Source organism: Thermobifida halotolerans (assembly GCF_003574835.2).
GTDB lineage: Bacteria > Actinomycetota > Actinomycetes > Streptosporangiales > Streptosporangiaceae > Thermobifida > Thermobifida halotolerans.
Window position 1 is genome coordinate 2,237,881 of sequence record NZ_CP063196.1, and the last position, 21,573, is coordinate 2,259,453.

A 21,573-nucleotide genomic window follows, 5' to 3' on the forward strand; every position below is an offset into this window, starting at 1 on the left:
AGAACATCGAACAAACTAGCATGGGTGCATGAGGAAGGCACACCACCCCGCGACCGAGGAACTGTCGCTGACCACGGTGATGGCAGCGCTCAGCGACCCGCTCCGCGTCGGGGTGCTGCGTGTCCTGGCCGACGGCCGCGAACGCGGCTGGGGCGAACTCCGGGCACCGGTCGCCAAGTCCACGCTCAGCCACCACCTGCGGGTCCTGCGCGACGCCGGCATCACCCGCACCCGCCAGGAGGGCACCCGCTGCTTCGTCACCCTGCGCCGCGCCGACCTGGAGCAGCGCTTCCCGGGCCTGCTGGAGGCGGTGCTGGCGGCCGCCGCCACCGACTCGGTGGGCGACCAGGTCACCGCGGCTGCAACCGGCCACGACTAGACCTGCGCACACGAAGGCCCCCGCGAACTCCACGGGGGCGTCCACGCGGCGCACGGCCTCGACCGCGCGGCCGCCCCACCCCGCCAACCGCCGACGGTCCCCGCCTCCCTCCGAGAACCGGGCACGGCACGGACGGCATGCGGACAGCGCCATCAGCAGCACACCGCCGACGAGCACCACCATGGTCACCACGCCCACCCCTGCCCGGCGACGCCGTAGCCGGCCCGCACGGACGCGCCGATCCCCCACGTGCAGCAGCGCCCACAGCATGCTTCCCAGCATCGCCCCAGGGCAGGAGACGCCGGTAGGGGTAGCCCACCGTGCCCGCCAGGACCGGAACGGTCGCGTGCACCACCGCCACGAACCTCGACCCCACGATCGCCGTCCCGCCGCGCGGCCGGGCGAGGACCTCCTCGGCGTGCAGCCACCGCTCCTCCCCGATCCAGCGGCCCACCCTGCTGCGGCGAAACCGCGCCCCCGCGTACCGGCCGATCAGATACCCGACCGTCTCCCGACGACCGCCCCCACCCGGGTCACCGCGGCGACCAGGACGAACCCCCGCAGGTCGATGACGCTCGCCCCGGCCGCCAGAACGACCGGGTCCGCGGGATCGAGGCCGCCCTCACCGCCCGCGAACTCAACCCCGCCCCCCGTCCTCCCCACCGAGTTCTGGACCCACCCGGCCACGTCCCAGGCGGTGACCCGCCTCGACCTGACCCCCATCACCCAGGAACAACTCGCCCGCCTCACCGGAACGACCCAGGCCACCACCTCGCGCATCGAACACGGCCACACCCGACTCCGCGACCTCGACCGGATCCGCGCCTTCCTCACCGGCCTCGGCGCCCCCATCCCCCAAGGACACCGACCCGCTGGACGGCTACCACCATGATCCTGCACGTGCCCGCCCCGGCTGGCCTCCACCCCGATAACCCCCGGACGCGCCAGTCCCCGCACGGGAAACCGCCGGGTGCGTCCCGTCTCCGCTCATTCCCCACCGGCGGCACCAGGGGTCGCCGCGCCGGAGACGGTGCCCCCTCCCCCGCCCGGGAGTGGTGCGAGGAGGAAGTCGGTCAAGGCGGCGGTGGGATGGAGCAGCGGACACCAGATGGGACGGACCGGCCCGTGCGCGCGGAGCCGGTCCAAAGTGGTGGCGCCGATGGCGAACCCTTCCCGCGCACGGTGCAGGTAGGGCAGTCCCCGGACGTAGAAGGCGAGGTCGTCGAGGCGCTGCGCGAGCCGCTCAGGCACATCACCGGTGAGGACCAGCAGGACGCGGGGGAAGCGGGGATAGATCTGCCGCCAGCCCGGAGTCAGGGAGCGGGCCGCCGAGGTCCGGTGGGCGGGCGCGGCCGAACCGGGCACGTAGTCGTGGTAGCGGGCGTAGGCGGCCAGTTTGGCGGCCAGCCTGGGGATCGGCATGGTAGCCCGGTCGACCTCGATGAAGAACTGGACGTGGGAACGCCGTCCACTCCGAGAATCGATGGAGATGTAGTGCAGCAGTGCGTCGGCGACGAGGCGTTCACCCACGTCGCGGAGGGGGTGGGAGACCTCCGGTAGCCAGTCGAACGGGCCGCATCGGTCACCTCGGGCGCGGGCGGCCTCCACGAACGCCAGGCCGGTCTCCACCACGGCCTCGGTGTGGCGCTGCAGCGGGCCTGAGGCTTTGAACGCGGTCATCCGGTAGGGCCGGTCGATGACGTCCTTGGTGCCTTCCACGGCCCGGGCCCCGGTTTCGGTGAGGAACCAGAAGTTGGGCTTTCCCCAGCCAGCGCGGACCCGGTCGGCCAGGCCGAGGCGGTGCAGCCGCAGCAGGTTGCGGTTCAGGTACTGGGGTGGGCTGTCAGGGCGCAGCATGCGCAGCAGTTGCGGGCCCGAGACCAGGCGGTGCTGGTAGAGCAGGCTCATCGCCTCGTGGGCGATGCGCGGCAGGACCGGCATCCGCCTGTTCTGCGCGGCGTCCGGTGGCGAGGGCGGCGGTTCGGTCATCACAGCCACTTCGTCTCGGGCTCGTCCGGTGTCTCAGCAAAGGCGCGGTCCTCGACCGGCGCGGACAGTGGCGTGCCGCTGTTGTCGGCACGCGCCCCCATCCGCGCGGCACCGGCGCTGTCGTTGCGCGGCGGTGCGGGGGGCGGGGCACCGAGCGCGTCAAGGATGCGCTCGTCCAGGGTCTCCAGGTCAGCCAGGACGTCAGCCACGCGGCGGCGGCACAGGTTGGCGTCGATCGCCTCGCGCTGCACGTCGAGGCGGTCGTGCTGCAGGTGGTCGACGAACAGCCGGGTGAGGACCGGGCCGCGGACCTTGAACGGCGGAGTGACCTGCCCGTTGATGGTGGTGGAGACGATGTGGTGGTACCTGGGCAGATCCACCAGCGTGTCCGCGACGACGTGGCGCTGCCACTGCTTGGTGACCACCCGCACCGCATCAATCTCCCCGGCGGTGCTGGCCAGCAGGGACTGGTTCTGCAGCAGCGCGTCCCGGGTGGGTGCGGTCAGGCGCTGGGCCATCTGCGTCATGGCGTGCAACCGCACCCCGTACTTGGCCAACTGCTCCAGGATCGCGGCCAGGTGCCCCTTGCTGGCCCCGTCAATCGCGGTCAACTCATCAACGAAGGTGTCGAATCGGCGCCGCGACTCGGGGGGCACGTCCACCCTTGAGCGTCCAGCGCGAAACAGGTCGAAGATCAGAAAACACGACACGAGGCGGCCGATGTCGCCGGGCGGGGTGCACACGAACACGACGTTGCCCCGGTCCATCGCGGCGCGCACGTCGTAGGTGCTGGTCGAGGAGCCGAAGAACGCGCTCAGCGTCCGGGAGGCGCGCAGCCGTTCGATGACGTTGGTGATGGTGGGCACCGCATCGGCCGGATACCGGGGGAAGGTGTGCTGCCAGTAGCGGCGCAGGGAAGAGGGCAGCAGGCCCGCGACGGCTTCGCGCCACTCGGTGTCGGTGAGCAGCGTCGGGATCTGAAACAGCGTGGGCGCGGCATCGGCGGGCAGGCGCAGCGCCAGGTGGCACAGGGTCTCGCACGCCTTGGTGAGGATGGTGCGCGCCCTGGAGGCCTGGTCGGTCCACGACAGCGCCGAGGCAATGGCGGTGACCACGGCGTCCACCCGGTCCTCGATGTGCTCACGCCCCAGTCCGGCCATGGACAGCGGGTTGTAGCCGGCGATGCGGGCCTCGTTTCCGCGCACCGTCAAATCCACCTCCCACAACCGCTCCAGCACATCAGGGCGGGTGAGCAGCGGGGCGGCGCGCCGCCAGCCGTCGGCGTGCGGGTCCAAAAACCACACGCCGTGCCCGGCCAGGGCGAGCGCGACGGCCTGGGTGAGGGCCATCTCGGTCTTGCCGAACCGGGACCGGCCGATGCGGAAGCTGAAGAACAGGTCGTCCAGCGGGGTGCCCACGAGCCGGTCGGTGCCGTCGGGGCCGGTGACGTAGCCGAGCGGCATGAGGTCGCGCTGCCCGGTGTAGGTGGGCAGCTCCCGGGGCGGGGGCGGGACGACGCCGCCGGAGCGCACCACGTTGGTGTGGTGGCAGTGCCTGGTGGGGGGTTTGAGGAGCCCGGCGATCTCCCGCCCGGTCACCAGGGAGCGTTGGCGGGGCTTGAACGCGCCAGTGCGCATCCGGTGGTCGAAACCGCGCCGCCACGGCCACCAGTCCGCGCCGATGTGGACGAATCCGAGGTTCCAGCCCGCGCTCTTCCAGTAGTTGTCGCCGCGGAACATGTCGAAGGCCGCCAGCACCTGGTGCAGGTGGGCCTGGGCGCGACCGGGGATCTGCGACTCGGCTCGGAGGAGGACCTGGGCGGCGAAGACCGGCTCGCGCGGATCGGTGAACTTCACCTCCTCCCCCCTGCGAAGGGACATTCCACGATGGTGGCCGGCCTGCCTGCTCACGGGGGCGGAGCGCGGGCTGGTGCCGGGCACGACCTCGTCGACCAACTCCAGGAGCAGACCGCCGACCTCCCGGACCAGCTCGGACAGCAGGCCACCGCCCGCACGAGCGTGGGTGTCGAGTGCCCGGCGGCGCAGACGCGCCACCTTCGCCGGGGTCAGGGGAAGCAGGTCCACACACACCTCGACGTTCTCCCCCAGTTCGGGACGCACGTCGGCGATCGCCGCGGCGAAGTTCTGCAGCGGGTCGGGTCTCAGCGGGACCGCGCGCAACCCGTGGATGCTGTCGCGCGCCAGCACCAGTTCGGCGCGGGCCACATGGCGCCGCTTCATCACGCCCCCTACTCTCCGGACCGGACAACACCGGAAAGAAGGGCACCAGGAGCGGAGACTGTGACGGACCGTTCGCCGCGATGGCGGACGGATCAGCGCAGGGCCCGGCTGCCGCGGGCGCGCTGCGCCTCCCAGGCCAGGATGGCGCTGCGGCGCCACATCTTGGGCACGTGCCGCGCCCCGGCGACAACCTGGAAGAGTCGGCGGACGTTGGCGGCCTCGGTGGGGTCGCTGACGACCAGTCCGAGCGGGTCCTCCTCCGGCTGGGGCAGCGGGTTGAGGTACTGGGCCCGGCGCGCCTCGTAGCTTTGGAAGGTGCTCACCTTGATGCCGAGCAGTTCGCAGATGGCGGCCGTGTTCAGCAGTTGGTCCCCGTCGGCCAGGTCGACGACGACCGGCCGGGCTGGACTGGCCCCCATGGTGCCTCTCCCTGATCGCCGAACCCTCTGCGGCTCACTCTAACGACGCGGGGCGCCTGATCCAGGAGCCGCGCACGTCGCCTTCCCGGGAGGTCCTGGAAAAGCATCCGCCCCTGGTTGCGGGTTGTGGCCTGCAACCAGGGGCGGTGGGCTATGCGGCCAGCACGTCGACGGGGTAGGTCTTGCGGCTGGTGAGCTGCAACTGGATGCCCGACCAGTTCTCGGGCACACCCTGCGGGTTGACCTCCAGTTCCAGCATGAGCCCCTCCACCAGTTTCGCGGCGGCCTCGTGCACGGTCTTCCCGGACTGCCCGTGACCGGCCAGAACGCCCGCCTCCTCCTCGGTGGCCACCCACCAGGTCTGGGAGCGGTCGGCGAGTGCTGGAACCTGGATGACGGGGCCGCTCATGTCCCCGGTCCGGGGGTGGTCGGTGACCACCGTGGAGAAGAGGCGCACCGCCGCCACCTGGTCGGCGGGCACCGGCAGCGCCCCCTTCTGGATCGTGCTCCACGCCAGGGCCGCCACGGTGTCGCGCACCTGAGTGACCGTCGCCCCGGTCACGGGCTCGGTGTTGCCCAGCGGAGCGGACCCCGCAGGCACCTCCCATCCCTTCTCTGACGCGACGATCCGCGCGGGCAGCGCCACGAGATACGTGCCGCTGTCGATCCGAGTGATGTTCCACCTGGTCATGTTTCTCTCCCCCTCGGTTTTCCAACCGGTGGCCCCGGTTGCCCTCCGTATATTACATGTCATGCCCTGTAATCAGGTTGGGAAACCCTGCGCAGACAGGTGTGCCAACCTTTTGACGGCAGTTATTCGGGAGAAGTCCTCTGCTCCCGATCCGGATCGCGCAATTCCACCTGGGGATAGGACTGGTGGCGGAGAACGGAGCCCGCGTTCACCGGCCCCCCGATGCGGAGGAGAAGTCTCCCCGACGGATCGGTGCGCATGCCCAGCCGCACACCCGCCCCGCGGCGGGGACGCAGTCGGGACTCGGCAGGGCGTGTCCGGGTGAGCTGAGCGGCGAAGCGGGAGACATCCTCAGCGCTCGGGTCGAACGAGGTCGTGGGAAGCCAGTCGTACTCCACACGGTGGGCCAGAGCACGACGGACGAGTAGTCGTCGGGTGAGCAGAACCGTGATCCCCAGGACCGCGGCCACCACGGTGACGGTCACCGCGATCCCCCACGGAAGTCCTGTGGTGGAGAAGTCGAGCGCCTTCGGCATACAGCACCCATCGGGCGCGGCCACGAGGCCACGCATCCACCATCCCGAAGTGGTCACCGCCTTCCTCCACCCAGGCTCAGGGATGCGCATTCGGGAATGTGTCGCCGCACCGGCAAAGGGTTGTCCTCCGCTCTGACCTCGGAAAACAACACTGCTGCCCTGATGTCTATTTGGAACATGAAAAGAAACATCATTCTCTCCTTCATTCTCAGCCGCATAATCAGTCGTATTGACAACCTCATATGCAACCTTCCCGCTCATGGCGCGCTTCCTTGAGACGGCTCGTCACCAAGCCGGGAAGGGCGATGGGGGCAGTGATCACCTGACTGGTGTGAGTGTTCGCTTCTGCGGTGGGCACGGGGGTCTGCGAAGAACCCGGGGAAGGGCGAGGCATTCCACCCCAGCCGCCCGGGGCGACCCCCACGGGTTGGCGGCGACTGGTCGAGGCACCCCGGCGCCGAGTCCGGGCGCGCCCCGCGGGCGGACCGGCCGAAGGAACACCGGCCACCCCAGGGGGCAGCGTCCTGTGGTGCGGGTGGGCGAGCCGTGTCCGGGCTCGGCGCCGGGCCACCACCGGCCACTGGCAGCCGGTGGTGGCCCACTTCTGAAGAGTTCTGCGGAACACCTCGGCCTCGCCAGGAGTGGCGGCGGAACCGCCTTCGCCGCGGAAGCAGACCATCGAACCCCGATGAGTGCTCGGGGTACCCGAATACCCGTTGAGCGAGACCAACGCCATCAGGCACTCCAACCGAGCAGAAGCCAGACGGGGGCGTCTCACTGGCCGAGTCCCCTGGAATGCGGCGAGGGCACCCCAAGAACGTGTTCCCATCGACGGACGGCAGGGGCGCGGGCGCCTGCCCCGGACGACGCCGGTGTGCGCGGAGCGGGCAACAGGGCCTCACGGTGTCTACGCCGAGGTCAAGCTCGCCGTAGGTAGTGCATAGTGAGCCCAACCGCAAAGGTGAGCGTGTCGTCTCCATGCCTTCTCTCGGCCTGTCCGTCTTGATCTAGATACCGAGGTGAAGACCTACCCACCGACAGGATGTGACAGTAAGAAAAGGGACTCCTCCCGAAGAAAGTTCAGGATGCTGCTGCCCCTCGTAGGGGCGATGAGGAACGAGACCGTTCGGCACGTTCGCGCGTGCGCTCCTGTGTTGCTGCCCCTCGTAGGGGCGATGAGGAACTCGAGTCCGAGCCGTGCCCCCTGGTCCACGACAACGTGTTGCTGCCCCTCGTAGGGGCGATGAGGAACGCGCCGCCATGTCCGGCTCAGATCCGCACCGGACGTTGCTGCCCCTCGTAGGGGCGATGAGGAATCAGGGACCCCGCCCGGTCTACCTGACGCAGAGCCAGTTGCTGCCCCTCGTAGGGGCGATGAGGAATGAGGCCGCCCGGCAGGGCGGCACCCCCGCCCTCCGGTTGCTGCCCCTCGTAGGGGCGATGAGGAATGGGCAAGGCCCTCACCGCCCTGGTCGACCTCGGCATGTTGCTGCCCCTCGTAGGGGCGATGAGGAATCCGCAAGACCCGTCAGAAGGAGAACCGCGTGCACACGTTGCTGCCCCTCGTAGGGGCGATGAGGAATCGAGGTGTGCCGGTGGGCGCACGCCACCCAGGCCCGGTTGCTGCCCCTCGTAGGGGCGATGAGGAATCCAGGACGACGATGCCGGACGGCGCGCAGGCCACGCGTTGCTGCCCCTCGTAGGGGCGATGAGGAACCGTACCGGCACCACGGCGACGGCGCCCGCATCAAGTTGCTGCCCCTCGTAGGGGCGATGAGGAACCCCAGGGTAAAGTCGCTGGCCATGCCCGGTCCCAGGAACTGGTTTCGGTGAATTTTTTCAGCGAACCTCCGGTTGTGCATCCGGCCCCGGCGTGTCGCTGAAAACCGGGGTGTGCGGAGCGCCGACGAGTACATGTGCTGCTGCGTGGTTCCTCCTAGTAGACGACGTTGCAGCAGAGTAGCGAAGGGTCGCTGTCGCTGCGGCCGATCCCCTCTTCATGGTCCTCTCTGTTGCTGAAGATTCGTTCAGTCATGCCCACAACAGCGTGAATGCGAAACATGGGCGGACAGATTCATCTCCGTCCGATCTCGTGGAGAGACTTCCTGCTGTTCCTGCATGCCAGATAAGGGCACAAAGCGGCGCTTGGGGCTCTTTGGCCATACCGAAGACAAGAGGGTTGGTATGGCCCTAGATTCAGATGTCGAAGAGACGGCGTCGTGGAGGACAGGACTGGATGAGCGGTGGAAAAGACTTCGTGGTGATCGGCTTGTCAGGGGTGCAGCGGTTCATCTCCGAAGCCCGGACCACCGCTGACCTGGCTAACGCCAGTGACATCATCGCGAAACTAGCCAGCGTCGCTATGGGCGAGTTCACCACGGACGAGTTGGTGATCCCCTTCCGCCTGGAGGAGGGGAGCCCGCCGAACCGGATTGTCGCCCTGGTTCCAGAGGGGACCGGTGTCCAGCGTGCCCGTGCTGCCACGCAGGCAGTACACGACCACTGGGAGAAGTGGGTCCGACAGCTCTTCGGAAGGCCGGTGGAAGTCCCCGGTTTTCCAGAGGTCTTCTGGAGCGTGGTTGGCCCCGAGGCGGGAGAGTACCTGCAGCAGTGGGAAGAGGCGCACGTGGCGCTGGCCGCGCGCAAGCGTCTGCGCGCTTTCGACGCCCCCGAATACTCAGGGGGACGCCCCTGCACCCTGGCTCCCCGCTGGGTCGCCGAGACCGAACCCCCCAAAGAGATCCCCGCGCACCAGCGCAACACGCAACTGTCCGCTGCGGGATGGGTGAAGCGGCTCTGGCACACCGATAGGCGACTGTTCCGTTCCTCTCTCGGAACAGACGACTTCTTCTCGGGGCCGACCGGCTTCCCCTCCACATCGTCCATCGCCTCGGTGCCTTACCGGAAGGCGGTTCTGGAGCGACTCGCGGACCCCCAGGTGAACGATGCCGTGCGACGACTGCGCTCGGCCGCACGCGCGGTGATGGGCAGTGAGCGCTACCGCGCCTTGGAGGCGCCGATAGCGGCACTGCGCTGGGAAGCCAACGACCAACTGGCGATGTGGATGGCCCGAGGCGCGGGGTGGTGGGTCTACCCGGAGGTGTGGCAGCCACAATCCCTGCGCCGCGAATACGCCGTCGCAGGACACATACTCGACGAAGACTGGGTGGACAAAGGGCGTACGGCCGCGACAGACCTGTACAAGGCCCTGGGGGCGGAAGGGCTCACCCCCTACTACGCGGTACTCGCGTCCGACCTGGACGACATGGGAGTTTTTCTCGGTAGCAAGGGGATGAATGCCGAACGGCACCGCCAGGTCTCACAGCGCCTGGTCGACATCGCCCGTGCTCAGCGCGCGATTATCGAGGAACTGTCCGGGGTGGCCGTCTACGCGGGCGGTGACGATCTGCTCGCGTTCCTGCCCGCACGCACGGCACTGGAGGCCGCTGAGCGCTGCCGTGCCGCGATCCCTAAGGAGGGCCTGCGCACGGCGAGTACGGCTGTGCTGTTCGCCCATTCCTACTCCTCCCTGCGCCACACGGTCGAGAAGACACGCTCACTGCTGGAAGCGGCCAAGGCGGTGCGCAAAAAGAATGCGCTGGCAACCGGTTTTGCCACCAGGTCAGGGACGTCGTTCCACACTGTGGCTCCGTGGACCGCCGACGGTTCCGAAGGACCGGGCTCCCTGCTGCGGATGTTCGTCCCAGACGGGGAAGAATCCTCGACCAGACTTTCTCCCCGGCTCGTCGCCGACCTGGAGCGAGAACGGCGAGCACTGACCGAGCTCGTGAAGAAGACGAGCACCGTTGCCGCCTACCGGGCCGAGGTGACCCGCCTGGTGCTGCGGCATGGAGGCAGCCGAGTTGACGCCGACGCGCTGATCTCCTGGGGAGACAACGACCGAGTGGACCGCGACGCTGTTTCGGCCCTCCTGGACGCGGCCCGAGTCGCGGTGTTCCTGCGTGGAGAGATCCAGTGAACCACCAGCACAACAGCCAGCAGCCACAGGACCAACAGGTGATGTGGTTGGCGTTCAGCCCGCGTGATGCCCTGCACTTCCGTGACGGCCGCAGCTTCGAGGCAGGCGAGTCCGCTCGCACTCTGCACCCTCGACCCAGCACCATCGCGGGCGCGGTGGGAACAGCGCTGGGCCGTGAGGCCGGGACAGTGCGTGGCCCACTTCCGGCATCGCGCCGAAAAGGCGGGAAAGACTGGAGAACGTACTTTCCTCTGCCCGCCGACATCGTCCCCGTGGAGAAAAACCCCGATCGGTGGACGCGGCTGCGCCCGACCCCCTCCTCCGCCACCACTGACCTGCACGAGCCGGGGATGCTGTGGCTGTCGGCGCCACGCGCGGGGGCGCCGGCCACCGACCGGTGGTGGAGCGCCCGAAAGTTGCAGGACTACCTGAACGGAACCGTGGTCCTAGGCGAGAAGGCGGGGGTGGAACACAGCCCGTTTGTCGTCGAACACCGCACCGGTATCGCTCGCGACGACCGCGCGGTCCTCGACACGCACCTGTACAGCAGCGAATTCCTGCGGCTGCCCGAGAGTTCCGGCAGGGAATGGGCGGTCCTCGCCCAGTGCGTTCTGACCACCGGTCAGCGCACAGCTCCCGCCGAAGCTGTGCGTTGGGGCGGTGAAGGCCGCATGGCTGACGTGGAGGTGGTGTCTTCTCCAATCGAATGGCCGAGACCCCCAGACACCTTCCCCGACGGCCGAGTACTGGTCTACCTGGCCACACCAGGGATCTGGCGTACCCGCACCCCTGAGGGGCGGTGGCGCACCGTCTGGCGGCCGCCCCTGCCCGCCAACGCGGTGCTGCGCGCGGCGGTCATCCCCGGAGCCGAACCCGTCGCCTCGGCATCGCCGCAACCCGACGGGACGGTGCGCGAGGTGTGGCAGCGCTGGGCGGTGCCCGCCGGATCGGTCTACCTGATCGAGTTCGGTGGAGACGCCCCCGAAGCAGCCGCTGCGGAATGGGCCGCCCGCGTGCACGGCACAGCCCTGGGAGCCGAGTCGACCGAACCCGGGTCTGCCAGCCACAGACTGGCCACCGCCGGATTCGGACTGATCTTGACAGGAAGATGGAATGACTGAACTCCTGGCGTTCTTCTACGCCGAATCCCCCCTTCATGCCGGGGCCTCCGACAGTCTCGGCACGATCGACCTGCCGATCCAGCGCGAGGCGCACACCGGCTATCCGGTGGTGTGGGGGCAAAGCCTCAAGGGCGCGTTGCGCCAGGCCGCCAGAGAACACCCGGAGTGGACAACCCAGGACGTCACGGCCGTGTTCGGCTCCGAGGTGTCCCAGCGTGCCGCCACCACGCCGGGCCTGCTCTCGGTGGGGGACGCCCAACTGGTGGCACTGCCGGTTCCGACACTGCGCCGCACCTTCGCCTGGGTCACCTCCGCGATCGCGTTGAGCCGCCTGGCCCGCAAGTACCGCATCGCGGGACGCGCTTCGATACCGGCAGTGCCCCGCGACCTCGCCGAGGCGGTCGCAGCCGACGACTCCTGGAGTGATGAGCAGGCACTGGGCCCTCTTGTGGTCGAGGTCGCGGCCCACCTCGACAACCAGGTCACGGCGCTGCGTTCGTGGACCGAGGCCATAGCCGGGGACGTGTTCGGCGACGATCCGGTGTTCACACCGTTTCGCGACAAGTTCACCGAGGACTTGCTGCTGGTCAAGGGCGATGTCATGGCGACGCTGGTCAAGGAGTGCACCGAGGTCACCGCTCGGGTGCAACTGGACGCTGACAAGACCGTCGCCAACGGCCCCTTCTACAGCGAGTACCTGCCCACCGAGACGATCCTTGCCGCCTCCCTGACCCTGCGCCCACCCCACACCGGTAAGAAACCGGAAGAAGCCGCCGAACGACAGTTGCGGCTGGTGCGCACACTCCTGCACGGGGACGGAGCGGCCCTGCTGCGTGTGGGCGGTGACGAGACCCTCGGCAAGGGGCTGGTGTGGAGCCGGCTGGCCGAAGGCGGGGAGGGGCACTGATGCACCGTCTGGACCAGGGCATGGCCACCACCGCCGCGGAACTGCTGCCCGAGGTTCCCCCCGAGCACGCCAAGGAGTTGCGCACCCGGTTCCGGCAACTGCCCGTGCAGTTGCACACCTCCGGGCTGGCCGCCACCTACGCGTTTCTCGCCGCCCGTTCCAAGGCTGATGACACCGACCGGCTCAAACGTGCCTACGCCGAGGTGGCCCAGCTGATTCGCCGCCGCCTGGCCGACCAGGGACTGCTGCCCCCCGGGTTGAGAACGGTCCCCGCCCCCGAGGTGCACCGGAAGGTGCTGGCCGAACTGGGCGGTATGGACACCGACCGCTACGCGCGGGCCAGTGCCGAGACAGCACTGCTGTTCTCCTGGCTGCGCCGCCTCGCCGACGCCGTCTACGCCGAGGAACGCACGTGACCGAACAGCCCTCTCGCAGGCCTTCCCCCGCCCACCTGGCCCGGATCAGGCGTCCCTCACCACAGCAGGCACAACGCTCAGCCAAGCCCTCCCCACCCGTGGACCGGCAGCAGACATCACCCTCGGGTGGGAAGCCGTCTGCTCGGAAGAACGAGACAGAGCTGCGTGCCGTTGGACCACTGGGGCGGTTGGTGCGGGTGCGCCACCGGACCGATACCACGCGACCACCGTTCCTGGACGGGGTGGAGTCGGACGCGAACGCACTGATCCTGCTGCGCCGCACCGCCTTTCCGAACCTCTCCGGAGACGAGGTGGAGCTGCCGGACGAGGCGGTCACAGCCCTGACGTCCTGGGCCGCCCACAGCGGTCTGGGGCAGCGCCCGGCGGACGTGAAAGCGGTCACGGCCAGGAGGAAACTCGCTCTGGACCGGTTGCGCGCCCAAGGGTTGACCGTGCGCCACGTGACGTTGCGCCCGGAGTGGCGACTGGCGGTCGGCCTCGGGAACAAGGACAACGCCCACGAGATCGGTACCACCCTGCACGGCAGCTACGGGTGGCCGATCATCCCCGGTTCCACCCTCAAGGGTGTGACCGCCCAGTGGGTATGGGAACACGACAAACCCACTACGCCTGAGAAGGTCGCCCGGTACGTGCGTATCTTCGGCGCCCCACTGACCAAGGAACGCGCGAAGGACATGCCGGAGCAGCCCGGACCAGCCCGGGGCCGGGTACGTTTCCTCGACGCGTTCGCCGCGGGTGCTCCCGTGACCGTCACCGTTGACGTGCTCACCCCCCACGTCAAGCCCTACTACGACCGGACCGCCGACGAGCGGACCGCAGCGCAGGCTCCCCCGCCCGCGGAACACCACCAACCGGTTCCGGTGCGCTTCCTCACCGTCTCGGCCGGACGGTTCGACGCCGCACTCGTCGGCGATGACGCGGACGAAACCGAGCAGGCCGCCAAGTGGCTGGTGGAAGCGGTCAACGAACTGGGAGTGGGGGCCAAGACCAGCGCGGGATACGGATATCTGACTGCGGAGGAGAAGGCATGACCGTCCACGTCATCTCCGTCGGGTTGAGCCTCGTCGACTTCTTCGAATCCCCCGACAGAGACGAACACCCCCTTCCGACCGCCACGGAAATCAACGACCTGTGGCAGCAGGAACGGCTCGGACTGGACGAACTGGGACAGCGGTTGGAGGAGGCGTTCGGAATGAACGCCTCCGAGGAATCGGAGGCACTCACCCGCTTCCAAGAACTCGCCGAGGAGGTCGAGGCCGACAGGTGGGCGGGACACCACGGGCTGTCCGCGGAACTGGACACGCTGCGCACGGTGGCGGATACCCCTCTGCCGCCCACCGACACAGCGTTCCTGATCACCAGCGACACCAAGAACGGGCATGCCGCCGCGGTGTGGACCGCGATCGCCCTGGCCGCCGGGGACGCCAGTCGGGTCTGCTACCTGCCGGACATCACCGAGGAGACACTCCTGGTGCGGGCCGAGCCCAACCGGGTGTACGTGGTGCGCATCCCCGGCCTGGACGCAGCCTCCGACACGGCGTTCCACGCTCCCATGGAACGGATGGGACGGCTGGGCCGCCTGCTCGTGGGCGGTGACCGCACCGAACGGTTCACCCGGTCGGGCGAGCCGGTCCACTTTCACCTCTCCGGCGGCTACCGGGCCACCACCCCCTACCTGATCGCGCTGGCCGAGTGGCTGCGCAGTCTGGAACACACGCCCGGGGACGTCTCCGCCTGGGTACTGCCCGAAGACGCGAAGAGTCCCTTCCGTGTCCCGCTGCGGCGGTTGCGCCCCGAATGGGTGCGCAACGAACTCGCCGGGTTCAACCCCACCGGGTGGCGAGCCCAGCCGCCCACCGACGACCTGCTGGAAGGCTATGCCTACGAACCGAGCGACACAGGGGTACGGCTGACCGCGTTCGGTGCGGGCATGAGAGCCCTGTTCGGTGTCAACGAGGAACCGGTCGCACAGTGACCCCTTCAACCGGCCGCTCCACGGTTTCCCAGGTGAAGCCCGAATTCACCGAACGGGTGCGTGCGGGGATCGGAGAAGCCCTGTACCGCGCCAGGGAAGGCGGCACAGCAGACGACGACACGCAAACCATCCAGGCGGCCGTTGACCTGCTCGACGCCTACCAGGTCATCCCCGACCTGCTGAAAAACTCCTCGGAAGGGCAGCGCTCACCCGAAGCCGTAGAAGAACACCTCGCACGGATCACCGCGGTGCTGGCCGCAAACCGCCGACTGTTCATGGCAGTGCTGTACTCGCCGTTGGTGGTGGTGGACAAGGTCAACACCCGCCACGGCGGCCACCTGGATCGGCGCCCGCAGTGGATCGCCTGGTGCTGGACCGTCGAGGCCGCGTGGCGGTGCGTGGCCCGCCTCGACGGCACGGCCCCCACCGGGTTCACCCCGATCGAACTGGACATCCTGACCCCGGTAGCGGCCCGGCAGCGCTTCCTCGCCCTCGCCGAGGCCTACCGCACTCGCGATGATGCACCGGCGGACAGCCCAGCCGACGCCACCGACCGGGTCTTCGGTACCGGCACCCCTCACCTGTTCGCGGCCCGCAGTATCGAGGCCCGCTGGATCTGGAAAGACATCCTCGACCACGTCGAGTCCCACCCCGTCCTCGGGCAGGCCACCCCTGGGGAGCTGGAACGGGAGATCAACCTGCTGCTGTTCGACCAGGGGCGGCCCGGCGCCGTGCTCGGCATGTCCACGAAACGCCTCAACACCCTCGCCCAGGGGAAACGCTCCCGCGTTCTGAGCAACGGCGATCGGGGGATCGTCCGCGACGTCGCCGAACGCCACCTGCTGCCGAGATTCCAGATCATGGACACGCTGCGGTCGGCGTTGGCCACCGCCCAACACCCCCGTTGCAGCCGAGTGACGGCAGCGGCCGTCGTCCTCGCCGTGTTCGCTGCTCTCGCACTGGTCATCGCAGCACTGCGCTGGAAGGAGATCGGTGGTGTCTCCGCGTTCGTCCTCGCCGCCTCGGCGGCCGCTGCCTGCTACCTGCTGGGCGGGGCGGGGATTGTTGCGCACGGCCGGGAATGGGCGTTGCCGTGGCTGCTGCGAATGCCCGCCGCTTCCGCGATCGGCCTTTTCATGCTCACCGCCATGCACCCCTCCTGGTGGAGGGCCGCGTTTCCCAAGCAGTGGCTGGAGACCGTCTCGCCTGGGAGCGCGCCACCCGACGTTTCGCTCAGCCCCGCGTGGGCGGCATGCCTGCTCGCTGTGGCCGCCTACGTCTACCTGCTGGTGACCGCCCGCAACCACGGATTGGGGTGGGGCTCGGCACCGCTGAGGGCCGTAGTGGTGTGGCTGGTCGGCGGCTGCCACGCACTACTGATCTCCCTGCTGGGCCTTGTGTGGATCGTGCCAGTGTTCAGCGAGGACGGCGCACTGCTCTACCAGGGATGGACCGCACACAGCGCCTCGGCCGTCACCACCCTCGCCCAGGCCACCGCCTGGTGCCTCACCGCGGGCGTGTTCTCCCAGATCCTGTGGGACGACCAGCCCATCACCGCCCCGCTGACTCACACCCGATGGCACAAGGACAGGTGACTTCGATGACGTGGACCAAACTGCACCTGACCGTCACCACCCCCGTCTTCAACAGCGACGGCAACCGGGAGCACGCGGAGATCCGGGTGCCGTCGATCCGCGGGGCGATGCGGTTCTGGTTGCGCGCCATGGCCGGGATTATGGCCGGAAACGACCTGCGTGCGCTCTCGGCGATCGAACACCGAGTGCTGGGTTCGACCGCCCACTCCTCCCCGGTGAAGCTCCGTATCCCACACCAGCCCGCGAGCAGCAGCAAGGAGCGTCCCGATTTCCTCAGGTCCCCCGACCACAACAAGTGGATCAGCTATCTACTCGGCCCGGGTTTGACCTCATGGTCCCCCCAAGAACGGATGGTGCTGCTGAACCGCGCCCACATCCCGCCGGGACAGGACTTCGAACTGTGGCTGCGCTTTACCGGCGATGACACCGACGCCCACCTCACCGCCCTGGCCGCACTCTGGCTGACTTTCACCTACGGCGGCATCGGCGCGCGCACCCGCCGCGGCTTCGGTGGTATACGAATTACCGGAATCACCGACCTGCCCGAAAAGTGGTCTCCCGACTCTTTCCGCACACCTTACACTGGCTTCTACGAACGGACCCGATCTCTGTGGCCGACTGCTGGCGCCTCTGAGGGCATGCCCGCTCTGATGAATATCGCAAAAAGTGTTGGTTTGAGCAGCATGTTCAAGTGGTCTGCCTCGCCGACTTATCCGGTGCTTTCCAAAGATCACACAGTCGCCGGGGTCAGTGGAGGAGAGGCATTCACCTCTTGGGAAGACGTACTGTGCTGGGCTGGCCGTGAACTAAGGTACTTCCGTGCGACAACGGATACTCCGGGAGTGCGGTACCACCCCGAAGTCAAGACTCATGAATGGTTGGAAGTAGTCAACGGCCCCGAAGAAGAGTTCCCGCTCGGGGCTTTGGGTCTGCCCATTGTCTTCAAGAAGCAGATCGAGGTACATGCCGACCGAGGTAGGGGTAGCGCTGCGGAGAAATTGCGTCGCGCCTCTCCGCTATGGCTGCGACCGGTAGGACTGGGTGAGTACTGGAGACTGTTCTCGTTCGGTTTCCTCGCCGAATTTCTACCTGGTCCCGATCAGCCGACTGTTCACCTGTGGAAAGACCGCAGGCAGGATAAGAAGTTGGTAGTCGCCACCGAAGACGCTCACGCAGGAATCCGGGAATGGGTGACTGGCATGGTCGACAGAGAAGACAGGAATGGGGTCTTCTCTCAAGACCGAATAAAGGAGTGCAAAGAACCGTGTTGCTGTCCCTCGTAGGGGCGATGAGGAACACGGGCACGAGGTCCCCGCTGAGACGCTGCCCGTGGAGTTGCTGCCCCTCGTAGGGGCGATGAGGAACTCGTCGAGCCGACCGAGGAGGAGAAGGCGACCGAGTTGCTGCCCCTCGTAGGGGCGATGAGGAACTGACGAGCCCGGAGGTCAGGTCCACGGTCTGCTCGGGTTGCTGCCCCTCGTAGGGGCGATGAGGAACTTCCGGGCGTGCTTGGTGCGCGCGTCCTTCGGGTTGCTGCCCCTCGTAGGGGCGATGAGGAACCACCGACGACACCGGCTACGAGTGGCCGCTCTACCCGTTGCTGCCCCTCGTAGGGGCGATGAGGAACGTGACGGCGTGCGCGCCCATCACCGCGCGAGAGAAGTTGCTGCCCCTCGTAGGGGCGATGAGGAACCACACCACCCCCCAAGGCGACCAGCTAGTCGTCAAGTTGCTGCCCCTCGTAGGGGCGATGAGGAACCTGTACGTCCCGTCCCGGGACAGTCGCCATGTCAAGTTGCTGCCCCTCGTAGGGGCGATGAGGAACTCCTATGCGGAGGACATCGACGCGGCCCTATGGGGTTGCTGCCCCTCGTAGGGGCGATGAGGAACAGCACGGGAGTACTTGACCGTTCTCGCTGAAAAGTTGCTGCCCCTCGTAGGGGCGATGAGGAACCCGAGGGTAAAGTCGCTGGCCACCCCCAGTCCCGGGGACCGGTTTTGGTGACTTTTTTCAGCGAACCTCCGGTAGTGCATCAGACCCCGGCGTGTCGCTGAAAAACAGGGCTAGAGCGGGTGGGGAATGAAGGTGTTGTCATGGCTCCTGGCGGGGACCGGCTTCGTGGTCTCTTCTTGCTGAAGAAGCGTAGCGAAGTGCGTATCGCTGCGGGTGGTTGTGAGGCTTGTGATCATCCTGCCGGGCGGACCGCCTTCACGAACCTCGGTGAGTAGTAGTCGCTCTGCACTGGTTCGACGCGGATGGTGGTTCCGGTCCTCGGGGCGTTGACCATCTGGCCGTCGCCGACGTACATGGTGACGTGGCTGGGTGAGGGGCCCGACCCGGTGTCGTAGAACAGCAGGTCGCCGGGCTGCAGTTCGTCCAACCCGACCGGGATGCCGATCCTGACCTGGTCGGTGGTGACGCGGGGGATGCTGACTCCGGCGGCGGCCCAGGCGGCCTGGGTGAGTCCCGAGCAGTCGAAGCCGTGCGGGCCGGTGCCGCCCCAGACGTAGGGCTTGCCGACCTGCTGCAGCGCCCACGCCGCGGCGGCCCGACCCGCCTGGCTGCCCGGGCCTCCACCAACGGTGAGGGGTTGGAGGGTGGTGTAGGCGTCGATCCAGCCCAGGACGTCGGCCACGTAGGCGTCGCTGTGGTTGTAGCGGAACAGCGCCGCGGAGAGTTGGCCGCGGTCGGTGAAGTCGACCTTTTCGCCGCCGCTGACGCACAGTTCCACCGCGGTGGACAGCACCGAGTCGTAGGCGTTGTGCGGGTCGGCGACGCCGTCGTCGTTGCCGTCGCGGCCGTAGCGGTCCCAGTTGGCGGGCAGGTGCTGGGTGAGGCCGACGGCGCGGTCGTATTCGGTGTCGCCGTCCCAGCGTCCGTCGTCGGTGTCGTAGTGGGGTGTGAGGTTGCCGCCCACGCCGGAGCCGTCCAGGCGCGGGCCGACGAACGGCGGGGCCACGTCGCCGTTGGGGGCGATGTCGTGTCCGGCGCCGTGGGTGGACTCGATGCGGCCGATGCCCGCCAGGATCGCCCAGGTCATGCCGGTGCATTGGGGGTGGAGGTCGGTGAGGCGGGCCGCGCCGCGGTGGTAGGCGTCCAGGAGTACCGGCGGGATGCCGTCGACCGTCTCGGGCGGTCGCAGTTCCCCGCCGTTGGGGAGGGCGCTGGTCATGGCGATGAGCAGCACCATCGGTGGTGCGCAGCCGCCCACGACCAGCAGTAGGAGCACACCCAGCAGCAGCCACTTCTTCACGGGTCCTCTCTGGGGTTATCTGCCGCCGGGGCGGCGGGGACGACGGCGGGAGCGGAGCTGTTCGCGGAGCCGCTCCGCTGTGCTCTGGCCGCCTCCGCCGTCGTGTTCCTCGGCAGGTGGGGTGGGGGAGTGCACGGTGACGGCCTCCACCGTCCTGCCGCTGTTGTTGGACCGGTGGCCCGGGTGGGCGGGGGCGTAGCGGGGGACGGGTGGGCGTTGGGAGAGCAGGTCGCGGGTGCGGGTGGCATCGGCATCAGCGGCCAGTGCGCGGGCGGTCGCGTTGCGGGCGGTGCTGATGGGCGGGACCGAACCCCAGGCGTCAGCGAGTCGCTTGGTCGTGGTGGCGGTGTTGGCCGCCGCGGTGGCGAGTTTGGTCTTGGTGGCGGCGGTGCGGGCGCGGGCCGCGGTTTTCACGGCCGCGGCGACTTTGGGCACGGCGATGGGGGCGCCGATGGTGGAGCCGAACGCGACCGTGCCCGCCACCGCCGCCGCTTTGCCCGCCCCCAACAGCAGTCGCCCGCCCCGTGACTGGGTCAGTCGACGCTGCAGCCCGCTCGCGTTCTGGGGAAGGCGGCTGTGGGCCTTACGCCGACCCGCGGCGCTGCCCGCCCACGCCTTGCCCGCCGCGCGGCCTATCGTGCGGACAGGGGCGGCGACGCGGTTGGCTTCGCTGCGGGCTTGGCGGGCCAGGCTCGTGGCTGAGACCGGGGACAGTGCTGTGGAGGAGGCGCCGGTGGGGCCCATCCAGCCTTTGCCTCGGGTGCCGCCGATGCGGGCGGCTTCCAGGCTGCGGGCCATGCGTTGGCCGGCCCGGGAGCCGGCGTTGAGGAGTGTGCGGTGGTAGGCCAGGCCGCCCAGGGCGGCGACGACGAGCAGCGCGAATCGTCCCACCAGCGGCATCCCGGAACTGGCGTCCATCAGCGCCTGCACGCCCAGGGTGAAGACGGCGAGAAACAGGCAGAGGGTGATGATGGACAGCACGGTTTTGACCACGCCGCCCAGCCACCGCCACAGCAGTTGGCGCCCGCCGCCGGGCAGCAGGGCCGCGACCAGCGCCACCGGGCAGCAGACGACGTAGACGCCCATGGCCAGGACGGCGATGAGCAGCACGCACACCAGCAACAGAACCAGCAGGCACACCACCGAGACCGCGCCGAGCAGCAGGTAGGCGCCGAACAGGCGGTCCATAGACGGGTCGGTGTTGTAGTCGGCCAGTGCCGCGCATTCGTCTCCGGCGGCGGTGAGACGATTCCGTGGTTCGGGATCGGTACCCCACGGCCCTTCGGCGACAAGGTCCCGGTAGGTCTGGTGGCAGGCGTGGCCTTCGTCGAGGACAAGGCCGTAGTTGAGGGCCATGTGCGGTTGCACTACGAAGGTGTGGACGAGGACCTCGTTGAGAGGTTGGGCGGCCTGCTCAGGGCTGGTGGACGCGGACTCACCGCGGGTGACGGTGATGGCGGTGAGTGCCAGGGCGGTGTCGCGGGTCTGGCCCAGCAGCCCGTTCTCGCCGAGGAGCAGGTCGGCGGGGCGGGCCAGCACGGTCGCCGCCAGGGCAGCGATGAGGACGCTGACAGCGAGTTCACCCGCGCCGCGAGAGACGCGGCCGCGCAGCATCTGCACCCCGCACCAGGCCGCCCCGAAGAGCAGGAACACCGCGGGCAGGCCGAGCCGGTCGATCACCCCGGTTTGGAAGGTGTGGGCCACCTGGCGGGCCGGGTCGACGATCATTTCGGCGGGTGCGAAGGTGAACGCCCAGTTCAGCAGCCAGATGGTGGCGCCGATGAGCATGCGTGCGGCGGTGAACGCCCCGTTGGTGAGGGTGATGAGGAGTTTGTTGTCCCAGTCCGACCAGCCGCCCTCATCGGCGGTGATGTCGTAGTGGTCCAGCGGCACCCCGTGGGCGTCGGTGAACACGAACGGGCCGAGCAGACCTTCCGGCCGCTCGCTGTCTTCGACAACAGGATCGGCGGCTACCGAGGCAGCGGTCAGGAAGGAGAACAGCAGTGCCAGTACGGCGCTACCCAGTAGGTGGGTGAGGAGTCGGTGCATGC

The 21,573-nt window shown here is 68.5% G+C and carries 16 protein-coding genes, 1 pseudogene and 2 CRISPR repeat arrays; of the genes and pseudogenes, 10 read left to right on the plus strand and 7 right to left on the minus strand.

All coding sequences use genetic code 11. The annotated features are described in order from the left end of the window. Positions 1–28 precede the first annotated feature (28 nt). Both NI17_RS10085 and NI17_RS10090 read left to right on the plus strand, forming a co-directional pair. Positions 29–379 (plus strand): ArsR/SmtB family transcription factor, encoded by a 351-nt coding sequence (locus tag NI17_RS10085; protein WP_119268126.1) that lies wholly within the window; start codon positions 29–31, stop codon positions 377–379. 697 nt (positions 380–1,076) lie between these two features. Continuing rightward, positions 1,077–1,271 (plus strand): helix-turn-helix domain-containing protein, encoded by a 195-nt coding sequence (locus NI17_RS10090; RefSeq protein ID WP_147417000.1) that lies wholly within the window; start codon positions 1,077–1,079, stop codon positions 1,269–1,271. Between the two features lie 95 nt (positions 1,272–1,366). On the opposite strand, the gene NI17_RS10095 is transcribed toward NI17_RS10090, so the two are convergent. From NI17_RS10095 to NI17_RS10115, 5 genes are all read right to left on the minus strand, one after another. Next, a complete protein-coding gene (locus NI17_RS10095; RefSeq protein ID WP_199860186.1) occupies positions 1,367–2,368 on the minus strand; it encodes a replication-relaxation family protein in 1,002 nt (333 codons plus the stop codon). Next, the gene (locus NI17_RS10100) at positions 2,368–4,608 is read right to left on the minus strand and encodes a type IV secretory system conjugative DNA transfer family protein (RefSeq protein WP_199860187.1); all 2,241 of its coding nucleotides are present in this window, start codon (positions 4,606–4,608) and stop codon (positions 2,368–2,370) included. The genes NI17_RS10095 and NI17_RS10100 overlap by 1 nt, the downstream gene beginning before the upstream one ends. Positions 4,609–4,700: 92 nt before the next feature. Continuing rightward, a complete protein-coding gene (locus NI17_RS10105; protein WP_068693746.1) occupies positions 4,701–5,027 on the minus strand; it encodes a hypothetical protein in 327 nt (108 codons plus the stop codon). Positions 5,028–5,178: 151 nt separating this feature from the next. After that, positions 5,179–5,718, minus strand: a complete 540-nt coding sequence (locus NI17_RS10110; protein ID WP_068693747.1) for a hypothetical protein — start codon at positions 5,716–5,718, stop codon at positions 5,179–5,181. A gap of 122 nt (positions 5,719–5,840) precedes the next feature. Continuing rightward, complete coding sequence (locus NI17_RS10115) at positions 5,841–6,254, minus strand: hypothetical protein (RefSeq protein ID WP_147417001.1); 414 nt, start codon at positions 6,252–6,254, stop codon at positions 5,841–5,843. Positions 6,255–7,341: 1,087 nt separating this feature from the next. Further along, positions 7,342–8,035: a CRISPR direct-repeat array (repeat unit 30 nt; unit sequence GTTGCTGCCCCTCGTAGGGGCGATGAGGAA). A gap of 455 nt (positions 8,036–8,490) precedes the next feature. Here NI17_RS10115 and NI17_RS10120 point away from each other — a divergent pair. The 8 genes and pseudogenes from NI17_RS10120 to cmr1 form a co-directional block, all read left to right on the plus strand. Continuing rightward, entirely contained in the window at positions 8,491–10,233 is a 1,743-nt protein-coding gene (locus NI17_RS10120) for a Cas10/Cmr2 second palm domain-containing protein (protein WP_170163091.1), read from the plus strand. Between the two features lie 41 nt (positions 10,234–10,274). Continuing rightward, positions 10,275–11,354 (plus strand): type III-B CRISPR module-associated Cmr3 family protein, encoded by a 1,080-nt coding sequence (locus tag NI17_RS10125; protein ID WP_234402140.1) that lies wholly within the window; start codon positions 10,275–10,277, stop codon positions 11,352–11,354. After that, a complete protein-coding gene (gene cmr4 / locus NI17_RS10130) occupies positions 11,347–12,261 on the plus strand; it encodes a type III-B CRISPR module RAMP protein Cmr4 (RefSeq protein WP_068693755.1) in 915 nt (304 codons plus the stop codon). Before NI17_RS10125 ends, cmr4 begins: the two co-directional genes overlap by 8 nt. Next, the gene (locus tag NI17_RS10135) at positions 12,261–12,677 is read left to right on the plus strand and encodes a type III-B CRISPR module-associated protein Cmr5 (RefSeq protein WP_068693757.1); all 417 of its coding nucleotides are present in this window, start codon (positions 12,261–12,263) and stop codon (positions 12,675–12,677) included. The genes cmr4 and NI17_RS10135 overlap by 1 nt, the downstream gene beginning before the upstream one ends. Positions 12,678–12,919: 242 nt before the next feature. Continuing rightward, the gene (cmr6, locus tag NI17_RS10140; protein ID WP_170163092.1) at positions 12,920–13,729 is read left to right on the plus strand and encodes a type III-B CRISPR module RAMP protein Cmr6; all 810 of its coding nucleotides are present in this window, start codon (positions 12,920–12,922) and stop codon (positions 13,727–13,729) included. Next, positions 13,726–14,673 (plus strand): hypothetical protein, encoded by a 948-nt coding sequence (locus tag NI17_RS10145; protein WP_068693761.1) that lies wholly within the window; start codon positions 13,726–13,728, stop codon positions 14,671–14,673. The genes cmr6 and NI17_RS10145 overlap by 4 nt, the downstream gene beginning before the upstream one ends. Before the next feature lie 32 nt (positions 14,674–14,705). Continuing rightward, positions 14,706–16,268 carry a hypothetical protein gene (locus NI17_RS10150; RefSeq protein WP_119268137.1) on the plus strand — a complete coding sequence of 521 codons (1,563 nt, stop codon included), beginning with the start codon at positions 14,706–14,708 and terminating at the stop codon, positions 16,266–16,268. Between the two features lie 5 nt (positions 16,269–16,273). Continuing rightward, positions 16,274–16,780, plus strand: a pseudogene (gene cmr1, locus NI17_RS10155) (type III-B CRISPR module RAMP protein Cmr1); the annotation flags it as partial. Positions 16,781–17,534: 754 nt separating this feature from the next. Then, a CRISPR array of direct repeats spans positions 17,535–18,222; the repeat unit is 31 nt; unit sequence GTTGCTGCCCCTCGTAGGGGCGATGAGGAAC. Positions 18,223–18,454: 232 nt separating this feature from the next. On the opposite strand, the gene NI17_RS10160 reads toward cmr1, so the two are convergent. Further along, positions 18,455–19,522 carry a C40 family peptidase gene (locus NI17_RS10160; protein ID WP_234402137.1) on the minus strand — a complete coding sequence of 356 codons (1,068 nt, stop codon included), beginning with the start codon at positions 19,520–19,522 and terminating at the stop codon, positions 18,455–18,457. A 15-nt stretch (positions 19,523–19,537) separates the two neighbouring features. Further along, positions 19,538–21,571, minus strand: coding sequence for a type IV secretion system protein (locus NI17_RS10165; protein ID WP_068693766.1), 2,034 nt, complete (start codon positions 21,569–21,571; stop codon positions 19,538–19,540). Positions 21,572–21,573 lie beyond the last annotated feature (2 nt).

What these genes read in the sequence shown, in the direction of transcription:
- NI17_RS10085 (WP_119268126.1), top strand. Translation starts at nt 29, where the DNA reads ATGAGGAAGGCACACCACCCCGCGACCGAGGAACTGTCGCTGACCACG.
- NI17_RS10095 (WP_199860186.1), bottom strand. Translation starts at nt 2,368, where the DNA reads ATGACCGAACCGCCGCCCTCGCCACCGGACGCCGCGCAGAACAGGCGG.
- NI17_RS10100 (WP_199860187.1), bottom strand. Translation starts at nt 4,608, where the DNA reads ATGAAGCGGCGCCATGTGGCCCGCGCCGAACTGGTGCTGGCGCGCGAC.
- NI17_RS10105 (WP_068693746.1), bottom strand. Translation starts at nt 5,027, where the DNA reads ATGGGGGCCAGTCCAGCCCGGCCGGTCGTCGTCGACCTGGCCGACGGG.
- NI17_RS10110 (WP_068693747.1), bottom strand. Translation starts at nt 5,718, where the DNA reads ATGACCAGGTGGAACATCACTCGGATCGACAGCGGCACGTATCTCGTG.
- NI17_RS10115 (WP_147417001.1), bottom strand. Translation starts at nt 6,254, where the DNA reads ATGCCGAAGGCGCTCGACTTCTCCACCACAGGACTTCCGTGGGGGATC.
- NI17_RS10120 (WP_170163091.1), top strand. Translation starts at nt 8,491, where the DNA reads ATGAGCGGTGGAAAAGACTTCGTGGTGATCGGCTTGTCAGGGGTGCAG.
- NI17_RS10125 (WP_234402140.1), top strand. Translation starts at nt 10,275, where the DNA reads ATGTGGTTGGCGTTCAGCCCGCGTGATGCCCTGCACTTCCGTGACGGC.
- cmr4 (WP_068693755.1), top strand. Translation starts at nt 11,347, where the DNA reads ATGACTGAACTCCTGGCGTTCTTCTACGCCGAATCCCCCCTTCATGCC.
- NI17_RS10135 (WP_068693757.1), top strand. Translation starts at nt 12,261, where the DNA reads ATGCACCGTCTGGACCAGGGCATGGCCACCACCGCCGCGGAACTGCTG.
- NI17_RS10145 (WP_068693761.1), top strand. Translation starts at nt 13,726, where the DNA reads ATGACCGTCCACGTCATCTCCGTCGGGTTGAGCCTCGTCGACTTCTTC.
- NI17_RS10165 (WP_068693766.1), bottom strand. Translation starts at nt 21,571, where the DNA reads ATGCACCGACTCCTCACCCACCTACTGGGTAGCGCCGTACTGGCACTG.